Below are 11,346 nucleotides of genomic sequence, written 5' to 3' on the forward strand. Positions count from 1 at the left end.
TTCACCCCAGCCAATCGCAGTCCTGGGGTACATGGGCAAATTTTACCTTCTTAATTTTTTAAAAATGACTGAGCACCCAGCCATAAGGAACACTGCCCAGTTTCATTTTTAAAAAATTAAGAAGGTAAAATTTATGGAAAAAGGAGAAGAACACTATCTTACTGGGGTGAATCCCTCCGAACAACACCAGAACCTGAGTGATCAGGAATTGTTACAGCGGTATAAGACCGATGGGAATGGCGATTGGATAGGTATATTGTTTGACCGGTACGCCATCCTGTTGCTCGGCCTTTGTATGAAATACCTGAAAAATGAAGAAGACGCGCGGGACAGTGTGCAGCAGATCTTCCTCAAAGTATTGTCAGATATCCATAAACATGATGTGGTGTACTTCAAAGCCTGGATCTACCAGGTGGCGCGGAATCATTGCCTCATGCAGCTGCGGCATCATAAGGAACTGGAGCTGAAGGAGGATTATATGCCCGGCACCGCCCAGCAGGAAGACGTTTCGACGGAGGTATACGTACAAAAGGATACGATGCTGGAAAACATGGAGCGGGCGTTGGGAGAACTGAATAAAGAACAGTCGCTTTGTGTGCGCATGTTTTACCTGGATAAAAAATCCTACCAGGAAATAACGGAACAGACGGGATACAGCCTGCTACAGGTTAAAAGTTACATACAGAATGGAAAAAGGAACCTCAAAATATTATTGGAAAAGTACAGTAAAAATAAACGCTAACTTGCAGTTAAATGCAGTAGCGATCATCTGCTTGATATGAACGAACATTTTGCCGACATATTCACTAAGACAGCTTGTCCCAGCCAGGATCAGCTGCTGGCGTACGTAAAGGGGGAATTGAGCGCGGAGGAACGTCACGAGGTGGAACTTCACCTGCAGGACTGCGATCTATGCAGTGAAGCAGTGGAAGGTTTGACGGCTATCTCTCAGAAAGACCAGATACCAGGCTGGCTGCGGCAGGCCAAATACAACGTGCTGCAAAAACTCCGCAAAAAAACACGCAGGAGGAGGAAATCCGAATCCTATCTCTACATTGCCATCGTAACCCTGGTAGTGATATTCCTGCTGCTCGCGTTTTACTGGATCTTCCACTTCGGTACCGCCAAATGATCAGTACAACTTCTTGTTCTCTTTCCGGTCCCATTCGCGGAACACTTCGCGGGCGGCTTCATGCGGGAAGGCGATAAAAGGTATTTTTTTTTGCCCGTGCGGCAATTCTATCTCCGTGTAAATAAAGGAATCATCGAAGTGGATGGCCGCTGCTTCTTCTTTGGTATTGGCGAAGAACACCCTTTGCGGGCGGGCCCAGTAGATGGCGCCCAGGCACATGGGGCAGGGCTCGCAGGAGGTGTATATTTCACAATCGTCGAGCTGGAAAGTGCCGAGGTTCCGGCAGGCGTTGCGGATGGCCACTACTTCCGCGTGCGCGGTGGGATCATTGTGGGTCAGCACCTGGTTCCAGCCTTCCCCCACTACCTCGTCCCCTTTCACGACAATGGAACCAAACGGCCCCCCATCCCCATTCCGCATACCCCGCTGCGACAATTCGATGGCCATCGCCATGAACTTCTTCTCTCTTTCTCCGATCTGGTACATATTACGTTCTGTTTTCCGGGTTAATACCCCAAAGGTACGGAAAATCAAAGCGTTCCGTAACCGTACAGGGGAAGGCGCAGGTCTCTGCGCCCTTCCTGTAGGCCTTTTAACCCCCATCATCCTAACAACACATCTTGATAAACGGCCGGCAAGGCCGGCCGTAAAAGCTTTTGCCGAATGAATGCGGGCAGTAACGTATGCGTACGTACGCACAATATAACCATGTATATTAGATTAAACAAATTATTAATTTGATCTATTTCATAATGCGTTAGGCCTGACGGCATTGAAGGAAATAAAAAAACCCGGGCGAAGATTCACCCGGGTATTACCTGTAACTGTATATCGTCGTATTAGAATAGACTTGTTTAAGTATTCCTGATCACCACTACCCCGTCAAACACATCCACGAGCACCGGTTTGTTCTTATCGATATCCCCGGCGAGGATCTTCTTACTGAGGAGATTGATGATCTCCTTCTGGATCAGGCGCTTCAGCGGCCTGGCACCGAACTGGGGATCATAACCCTGTTCCGCCAGGTAGTCAATAGCATAATCTGAGAATTCCAATATCATGCCATTTTTGCTGACCAGGTTACGCAGTTGTTGTAATTGTATGTTAATAATTCCACGTACTTCTGAGCGCAGCAGGGGCTGGAACATGATCACTTCATCCACACGGTTCAGGAACTCCGGCCTGATGGTCTGTTTCAGCAGGCCCATCACCTCTTCTTTCGTTGCGTCCACTATTTCGTCGCGGTTGCTTTCGTTGATCTTTTCGAAGTTTTCCTGGATGATGTGGCTACCCATGTTGCTCGTCATGATGATGATGGTGTTCTTAAAATTCACCACGCGGCCTTTGTTATCCGTCAGGCGGCCGTCATCCAGCACCTGCAGCAGGATGTTAAAAGTGTCCGGGTGAGCTTTTTCGATCTCGTCCAGCAACACCACGCTATATGGTTTACGTCGAACGGCCTCTGTTAGTTGCCCGCCTTCATCATATCCCACATAACCCGGAGGGGCGCCCACCAGCCTGCTCACGGCATGTTTTTCCTGGTATTCGCTCATGTCTATGCGCGTCATCATACTTTCATCGTCGAAAAGGAAGTCTGCCAGGGCTTTGGCCAGCTCCGTCTTACCCACGCCGGTGGTACCGAGGAAGATAAAGGAGCCGATGGGCCTCTTCGGGTCGTTCAGGCCTGCACGGCTCCTGCGGATGGCGTCCGCCACGGCCACGATCGCTTCGTCCTGCCCTACTACCCTTTTATGCAGCTCATCTTCGAGGTTGAGGAGTTTATCTTTTTCACTTTGCAGCATACGGGTGACCGGGATGCCGGTGGCTTTGGCCACGTTTTCCGCAATGTCTTCCGCGTCTACTTCTTCCTTGAGCAGCCTTTTATGGCTGGAAGAAAGGGTGCTCAGCTCCTGTGTAAGATCGGCGGCCAGTTTTTCCTGGTCTTTGATCTTACCATAGCGGATCTCCGCTACCCTGCCGAAGTCGCCGTTCCTTTCCGCCTGTTCGGCTTCCAGCTTCAGGTCTTCGATGGCGGCTTTTGCGTTCTGTACTTTATCCACCAGTTCTTTTTCCTGCTGCCATTTGGACTTGAAGGTGTTGCGTTCTTCGCTCAGGCGGGCGATCTCGGCCGCCAGTTCGCTGAGTTTTTCTTTATCGTTCTCCCGTTTGATCGCTTCCCGCTCAATTTCCAGCTGGCGGATGCGGCGCTCCAGCTCATCCAGCTCTTCGGGCATGGAATTCATTTCCAGGCGGAGCTTGGCCGCGCTTTCATCGATCAGGTCAATCGCCTTGTCCGGCAGGAAACGGTCCGTAATATAACGGTGAGAAAGCTCTACCGCCGCGATGATCGCTTCGTCTTTGATCAGTACGTGGTGGTGATTTTCGTATCTTTCCTTGAGGCCGCGCAGGATGGAGATCGCGTCTTCCACGCTCGGCTCGTCAATGATCACTTTCTGGAAGCGGCGTTCCAGCGCTTTATCTTTTTCAAAGTATTTCTGGTATTCGTTCAGCGTGGTGGCGCCGATGGCCCTCAGTTCACCGCGGGCAAGCGCGGGTTTGAGAATATTTGCGGCGTCCATCGCTCCTTCCATCGCGCCCGCACCGATCAGGGTGTGGATCTCGTCGATGAACAGGATGATGTCACCATTGCTTTCGCTCACCTCTTTTACGACCGATTTCAGCCTTTCCTCGAACTCGCCGCGGTATTTGGCGCCTGCCATCAGCGCACCCATGTCGAGTGCGTAAATGATCTTGTTATGCAGGTTGTCCGGCACGTCGCTGTTGATGATGCGGTGGGCCAGTCCTTCCGCGATCGCGGTTTTACCAACGCCGGGCTCGCCTACGAGTATCGGGTTGTTTTTGGAGCGGCGGGAAAGGATATGCAGGGTTCTGCGGATCTCTTCGTCACGGCCGATCACGGGGTCCAGCTTACCGGCGCGGGCCAGTTCGTTGAGGTTCTTCGCGTATTTTTCGAGGCTGTTATACTGAGCGTCCGCCGTCTGGGAATTCACGGTACCTCCTTTACGAAGCTCCGTGATGGCGGCTTTCAGGCCTTTTTCGGTAAGGCCTGCGTCTTTTAATAATTTGGCGGTATCGTCGCTGCCGCCGAGAAGGCCCAGCAGCAGGTGCTCTACGCTCACGAATTCATCTTTGAATTCCTTGATGCTGGAGCCCGCGCGGAGAATAACGTTGTTCGCCTCCCTGCTCAGTACCTGCCCGCCTTCGCCATTCCCGATCACGGCATATTTCTGTATCTGTTCGTTGAGTTTGCTCTCCAGGAACCCCGTATTCACGTCGTTCTTTTTGAGCAGGTATTCTATACTGTTATCGTCGTCTTCCAGCAGTGCTTTCAGGATGTGGCCGGTTTCAATCGCCGAATTACGGTGATTAAAAGCCAGCTGCTGTGCAGCCTGCAATGTCTCCTGGGACTTGATGGTAAAATTATTCAGATTCATATTGTTTCTCTTTTGTCGCTCCTTAAGGTTAACGGTTAGTTTTTTGATTTGTTTACAGTTGATCAAATGTCGATCCAAGGTGTTTTTCCCGGTTATTTTGACAGGATCGCAGTCGTTTAACTGCATTAATTTCAGTTTATATACGAAATGACTGTTATTTTGTCTATTCCCTTCATTATTAACCCCTTACAGTCAAGCGGATATTAAATCGTCCAACCCATTGAACTGTATGGATTTTAGCCTGTTATACTTCAGTTACACGCAGACCCTGAACACTGTGAGCACTCCTATTCATTAACCACCAAAACCTCTTTTTATGGCTTTTGATCTCATTGACACCCTGAAAAACCTTTTCAACAATGATTTTAGCAATAAAGCCGCCGCTCAGTTAGGCGAAAATGAATCCAGCGTACAAAAGGCCCTCGGCGGTATCATCCCGGCCGTGCTGACCGGCCTGCTTAATAAAGCCGGCTCCGGCGATACGGGCGGGCTTATCGGGATGATCAAAGACGCAGCGGGAGCCAATCTCTCCCAGCTGGGCAACCTGGGCAGCGGATTGCCCGCAGGGCTGCTGGCAAAAGGCGCGGACGTCCTGCGCTCGTTGTTTGGCAACAAGGCCGGTGACCTGACAGGCGCCATTGCCAGTTATGCCGGCATCAAAGTACAATCCGCCGAAACGCTCCTGCAAACGGCCGCACCCGCCTCATTGGGTGTGATCGGGCAGCAGGCCGCCGCACAAAACCTCAGCCCCTCTGGCATCCTCGATATCCTGAACAGCCAGAAAGACAAAATACTCGCCGCCGTGCCCTCGGGCCTCGGCCTAGCCAGCCTGCTGGGTGTAGGCAGCCTGGGCGATATCGGGAACAAACTTTCCGGCATCGCCAGCTCGCTGAAACATACGGCAAACAGTGTAGGCGGCGCTGTTACCACCACCGGCGGCAACCGCTGGATCACCTGGCTGATCATCGCCATTGCGCTGATCTTATTGCTCTGGTGGCTCCTGAAAGGATGCGGCGGGCAACACAGCACTCCGGTGGCCGATTCCCTGGCGGTTTCGCATATGGAAGACACTGCGGTGGGCGCCGTCACCACAGCACCCGTTGCCACCCGCGAATCCATCAAGGTGACCCTGCCGGACGGTACGGTACTGGATGCGTATAAAGGCGGTATAGAAGACCGGCTGGTGATGTTCCTCCAGGATCCAAATACCAAAGGGGGCAAAGACCAGTGGTTCGACTTCGATAACCTCAACTTCAAAACCGGCAGCGCCGAGATCACCCCTGAAAGCCAGGGACAGATCAACAACCTGGCGGCCATCATGAACGCATTCCCGAAAGCCAAGATCAAAATAGGCGGGTATACGGATGCCACCGGTGATGCAAAAGCCAACCTGAAACTGTCGCAGGACAGGGCCGAAGCAGTTACTCATGCACTGGGCGCTGCAAACGTAAAACCGGTACAGTTGCTGGGTGGGGAAGGTTACGGCTCACAGTTTGCCAAAGCCGCGGCGGATGCGCCTGATGAAGAACGTCAGAAAGACAGGAGGATATCTGTAAGCGTAAGGGAGAAATAACAAACTAAACCTGATAAAAACGGAAGAGAGGGCTTATGGCCCTCTCTTTTTTTATGCTTCCTTTTTTACCAGGATGACCCTGTTTCGGTCAGTTTTGTATATCATATTCAAAAACTCTTCCAGCGCGGAATAATCCTTTGCGGGGTATTGCCCCGCCCGCAGCTCCAGTGTGCGGAAATAAGTGATCTTATTGCCTTCCACTTTCACGCTGGCCTGGTACATCCCAAACCGGCTCTCCACCTTCACCGGCTGGAATACGGACTCCGGCGTGTAACCGTTGGGGATCAGGATCTCCACCGTATCCACATCGCGGGTGGGCGTACGGAGCCAGATATCTGCCTTGCGGGCTTCGTCCTGCGTGAGTTTGAGGGTATTCCTGTTCAGCACGTTGGGCACAATAAAAAACCTTTTACCGCTCACGGACGCGTAGTTCGGAACGGTAATCTCCAGGTCTTCCGTCATTTCCGGAACGGGTCTGGCCTGCGGGTGCGGCGTGTAATGGAATTTGCGGATATCGTAGCTGGAGAGGTTCAGTTTTTCCTTTAATATGTCCAGCTGTTTTTCCGCCGATACGCTGGTGATCAGGCTGTGATACCAGTCCTGGCGGGGACCGGTGAACAGTGTGGCCGATGTGCCGGTCAGGTTGCCGTCTTCGTCCACAGTGGCTTTTACTTTACCTGCGCGCAGGTTCTGATCCAGTGTGTATACCGGCGTGCGTACCAGTTTGCCGCCATTTTCGGTCACGAGCAATACCGGCCTGCCATCGGTAAAATCGCCGAGGTACCCGGCAGGCTGGATCTGGCTGGTACATTCCAGCCACACCGTGTCCTTTGCCATGGGCACACACAGGATCATATGGTTGAACTGGTTTGCGGCAAAATCTTCGATAAAATCCGTTTCCCCTTCACCGGCTTTCACCAGCGCGCAGTGCGAGCGGATGCCCGCTTCTTTCAGGAGGGAGAACATATAATTGGACAGCGCTTTACAATCCCCGTAACGGTTATTGGCCACGTAAGCGGCGTCAAAGGTTTGCCAGCCGCCTATACCCAGCTGAACGCTGATGTAACGGGTATTCTGCTGCATGTATTCATAAAGGACGCGCACTTTTTCGCGTGGATCCTGCACGTTGTCCGTCAGCTGGTGAACCGTGGTTTTGATCTTGTCCGGCAATACATCGCGGCCGCCGTTGAGCACGCCGAGGAAGGTGCCAAAATCTTCCCAGGTTTTCATTTTACCGGTGTAGCTGCCGTATGCAAAATCGCTCGGCGCCAGGTACACCATTACAGAGCGCGTTCTCCAGGGGCTTGCAAGCGTTTCCGCTTTTTGCGCGGGGATATCTTTTACTTCCCATACAAAGGTCTTATCTCCTTTGCCGGGCACCTGTAAAGGCTGGCCGTTGTAATTGAACTGCCTGTACCGGAGATCGTAATCCGCCGGAACCGTTACGGACAGGCGGCTTTGTTCCACCGCGTAGTTATCCGTTCCCTGCGGCACCCATGGCGCAAAGTTCGCCGATCCGCGCTCGCGGTACTCCACTTCGTATTCTATCGTGTAGGGATATACTTTGTAGTAGAAATCATGGGATTTCACCCGGCTGTCGTCGTAAAGGTTATTATCGCTCACCCCGCTTGCATCGCGGACCTCGCTTTGTTTCAGTTTACGCAGCTGTTTGCCCGAAGCATCATACAACGCACCACGGAACTCGGTGATGCTGCGCTCCTTGTCGTACCAGGTGCTGAAGCCTGAGTATTTTTCCCCCTTTTCATTCAGAATGGTCATTACGATCCGATGCGTGAGCCGCACATCTTTGATATCATGCAGCTTCATGGTTACTTCTTCCAGGCGCTGCACCACATCCGCATTTTTCAGCAGGGCCGGGGGAATGGCGCTTACCGGATACTCCGGGTCACCGGCTAAAGCCGTGACGCTGATCAGTAATAATAATGCCGTTAGTCTCATGATTTTTTCTTTAAAACGATCTGTTCAGCCTGCTTTTTTACCACCACATCAAAAAATTCGCGGAGCGAATCATACTCTTCCGGCTCATACAGGGCGCGGCTGAGCTTCACGCGCGAGCGCAGCTGGATCAGGTTGCCTTCCTGCTGAACGATATACTGGAATATCCCTTCGCCGTCGTTGTATTTTACGATGGTGGATTTGGGTATTTCTTCTACGGAGTAGTTGTCCGGCACCTGGAGGCTGAGGGTAAAATTCACATCCCTTACAGCCGGCATTTCCACCGGGTAGGTACGCACGGCGGATTTGAAGGGATTGGTGCGCATGGATTCGGAGAACATCGGGTGGAGGTACAGCATACCGCCTTCGTCCAGCCCGGTCAGTTTAAAATCATATTCCACCACGGCCTGTTCGCTGTAATCTTTGAGATACCCGATCTTGCCGTTCTTCAGCTCAATGTCCGACATAAACCCTTTGGATACTTCCTTAAAATAATCCTCCTCTCCTTTTTCCTTGATACGGGAACGCAGGTCGTACGATTCAAAATAAGTAAGCTGACGCTGGTAGTGGCCTTCAAACCCACCTTTTTCGTTCGGAGAAATAAAGATGCCGGCTACGGTTGCTTCGCGCAGGGAATCTGATTCAAAAGTCAGCGGTGTGGCATCCACATCCACCTTCCGTGCATGACCGTTGTAAGCGGAGGCATGCAGCTTGCCGAATCCCAGGTAAGGGCGGGTGGCGTCCATGTAATATTCCGCGCCGTCCACATTCAGGCTCACCACCGTATAGTTCAGCTTGGAGCGGATGGGATAGATGGGATAAGTTTTGCCATGCGCCCTGGTACTGAGTATTACCGGCACTGCATACAACCCGGCTTTCCGCAGCATGGCAGTGAGCAGCAGGTTGATGTCCGCCACGTTCCCGTTGCGTTTGCTGAAGACGGTCTTCAACGGCTGTGATGTATAGAGGGCGGAATAGTCGGTACAGGTATAATTGTCACGCACATAACCATATATTTTCTCTGCTTTTTCCTTCGCGCTGGCTACGCCTTTGGTCAGCTCTTCCACCTTGTCTCCCAGGAAGCCGTTGCTTTTATCGAGGTCCGCGGCGTAGTCCACGTCTTTCATCAGCTCTTCCGTGTATTTCTCCCATGTACTCATAATCTGGCGCAAAGGCGCATCCGGGAAACGGACGGAGGCCAGCTGAAATTCGATATAGCTGAGGTGATTGGAAAGCGTGGTGACGTAATTTTCTTCCTTCAGTTCGGGTATATCCTTCATTACCCAGCGGTGGCGGGTTATGCCGGGGGATACCGTCACGCTTTCCGAACGGCCACCGGGCTGGGGCACCCGGAAACTGTAGGTTTTACGGCCATCTTCGCTGTCTTTGATATGAAACGGGTGATACCCCTGGCTGAGGAATATGTAATGGAAATACTCCGGCAGTGTCACTTCATATTCGCTCCACAGCACTGGTGCGCTCGTGGACTGGAAAGACCATGGGCGCAGGTAATGGGGGAACTCGGAATTGATAGTGTAAGAATATTCAATAATGGAGCCTTCCTTTACGGCCGGCAGTGTAAACTTTTTGAGAATGCTGTTTTTGTCCAGCTTTTCGGTGAATACGGATTTGCTCTCCAGTTTGGTTTCCACCACTTCGCCGTTTTCCAGGTTGTAGGTCACCGCTTTGAGATTGATCATCCGTTCTTCATCGGAGCCGTTCGAGTGCAGGTATATGGAGACGTTTGCACGGTCATACCCGTTTTTGTTGAGGATATGAATACGCTGGTATATTTTATATACCTGCATAAAGTCGTCCGTACCGGATTCGAATGCGGTGGAGCCTACGTCTGCGATCACCACCGCGCTGGCGGATGAGTCGATCTTGTAGGGAGCTTTACGGAAGTCTTCGGGTTTGACCTTACCGAAGGAAACGGGTGTTTTGTCCTGTGCGTTAGTCAAACAAACGAAAAGGGACATTCCCAGGAGCAGAAAAATTGATTTGCCGGGCATTACTAAGGTTGATTAGGTAAAGGGTGTATTTTCCGGGGGTAAATGTAGATATTTTTTTCGTTAGTCCACAAGGAGTGCCGGGCGCGGCGAATATTGTAACTTGCGGCAGAATGCGGACACCGGAAAAAAATACCCTGCTGATCAAGCAGAAAGCCCGTACCCTGGGGTTTGACCATTGCGGGATCGCGAAGGCTGAGCAGCTGACGGAAGATGCTTACCGGCTGGAGCAGTGGCTGCAGCAGGGTATGCACGGGAATATGCAGTACATGGAGAATTATTTCGACAAACGGATAGATCCCAGGCTGCTGGTGGACGGGGCGCAATCCGTGATCACCCTGCTGCTGAACTATTACCCCGTACAGGAACAGCAGCCGGAAGCCCCGAAGTTGGCCAAATACGCTTATGGCAGGGATTACCACGATGTGATCAGGGAGAAGCTGAATACGCTGCTGGCGGACCTCCGCGTGGAGATCGGGGATATCCAGGGGCGTGGCTTCGTGGATTCCGCCCCGGTGCTGGAGCGAAGCTGGGCGCAGCGGAGCGGCCTGGGCTGGATCGGCAAAAACGGCAACCTGATACACAAACAGGCCGGGAGTTTTTTCTTTATCGCCACGCTGATCGTGGACATCCCGCTGGTGTATGACGGCCCCGCCGCCGACTATTGCGGCTCCTGCACCCGCTGCCTTGACGCCTGCCCCACGGGGGCCCTGGTGTCGCCCACGGTGGTGGATGGCAGCCGGTGTATCTCCTATTATACGATCGAACTGAAGGATATGCTGATCCCCGCTTCCATGCAGGGAAAGTTTGAAAACTGGATGTTCGGCTGCGACATCTGCCAGGACGTATGCCCCTGGAACCGCTTTTCCAAGCCCAATACTGAGTTCGCCCCGATCCCGGAAGTGCTCAATTTCACCACTTCGCAGTGGGAGGAAATGACCGAAGAAGAATTTAAACGGATATTTGCCAAATCTCCCTTGAAACGCAGTAAATACGCGGGTATCCGCAGGAATCTCAAATTCCTGGGACGGCCGGAATAACCTGGCCTGCAAACACCCGCCGGCGCGGCAGCCCGCAGCGCCCGGATATACACTTTCCAATTTGTCACCTGATTGTATCAAAACCTTCCATCCCTCCTTTGAAGGATACCACATCTGACACACAAATGTCATATTAAAGACGTGTACAATACGATTAGTAGTGGAAAATATTAGATTGACA

8 protein-coding genes are annotated in these 11,346 nt (G+C 52.0%); 4 read left to right on the forward strand and 4 right to left on the reverse strand.

The genetic code is table 11. The features are described from left to right. Window positions 1-133: 133 nt before the first annotated feature. The gene (locus EG028_RS02850) at window positions 134-742 is read left to right on the forward strand and encodes an RNA polymerase sigma factor (protein WP_120514529.1); all 609 of its coding nucleotides are present in this window, start codon (window positions 134-136) and stop codon (window positions 740-742) included. 36 nt (window positions 743-778) lie between these two features. After that, complete coding sequence (locus tag EG028_RS02855) at window positions 779-1,132, forward strand: anti-sigma factor family protein (RefSeq protein WP_120514530.1); 354 nt, start codon at window positions 779-781, stop codon at window positions 1,130-1,132. Here the strand turns inward: EG028_RS02855 and EG028_RS02860 are convergent, their stop codons facing one another. Together EG028_RS02860 and clpB are read right to left on the reverse strand one after the other, a co-directional pair. Beyond that, on the reverse strand, window positions 1,133-1,618 hold the full coding sequence (locus tag EG028_RS02860; protein ID WP_120514531.1) for a nucleoside deaminase: 486 nt from the start codon (window positions 1,616-1,618) through the stop codon (window positions 1,133-1,135). 368 nt (window positions 1,619-1,986) lie between these two features. Beyond that, window positions 1,987-4,587: an ATP-dependent chaperone ClpB gene (gene clpB, locus EG028_RS02865; protein ID WP_120514532.1), complete on the reverse strand. Its 2,601-nt coding sequence runs from the start codon at window positions 4,585-4,587 to the stop codon at window positions 1,987-1,989. Window positions 4,588-4,903: 316 nt separating this feature from the next. On the opposite strand from clpB, the gene EG028_RS02870 reads away from it, so the two are divergent. Then, entirely contained in the window at window positions 4,904-6,160 is a 1,257-nt protein-coding gene (locus EG028_RS02870; protein WP_120514533.1) for an OmpA family protein, read from the forward strand. Between the two features lie 51 nt (window positions 6,161-6,211). Here EG028_RS02870 and EG028_RS02875 read toward each other — a convergent pair whose 3' ends face one another. Together EG028_RS02875 and EG028_RS02880 are read right to left on the reverse strand one after the other, a co-directional pair. Next, window positions 6,212-8,119, reverse strand: a complete 1,908-nt coding sequence (locus EG028_RS02875) for a DUF3857 domain-containing protein (RefSeq protein WP_120514534.1) — start codon at window positions 8,117-8,119, stop codon at window positions 6,212-6,214. Then, a complete protein-coding gene (locus EG028_RS02880; RefSeq protein ID WP_162946221.1) occupies window positions 8,116-10,077 on the reverse strand; it encodes a DUF3857 domain-containing protein in 1,962 nt (653 codons plus the stop codon). The genes EG028_RS02875 and EG028_RS02880 overlap by 4 nt, the downstream gene beginning before the upstream one ends. Window positions 10,078-10,238: 161 nt before the next feature. Here EG028_RS02880 and queG point away from each other — a divergent pair, with 161 nt between their 5' ends. After that, window positions 10,239-11,165: a tRNA epoxyqueuosine(34) reductase QueG gene (gene queG, locus EG028_RS02885; RefSeq protein WP_120514536.1), complete on the forward strand. Its 927-nt coding sequence runs from the start codon at window positions 10,239-10,241 to the stop codon at window positions 11,163-11,165. Window positions 11,166-11,346 lie beyond the last annotated feature (181 nt).

Origin of the sequence: Chitinophaga barathri, from assembly GCF_003807585.1 — a bacterium.
GTDB lineage: Bacteria > Bacteroidota > Bacteroidia > Chitinophagales > Chitinophagaceae > Chitinophaga > Chitinophaga barathri.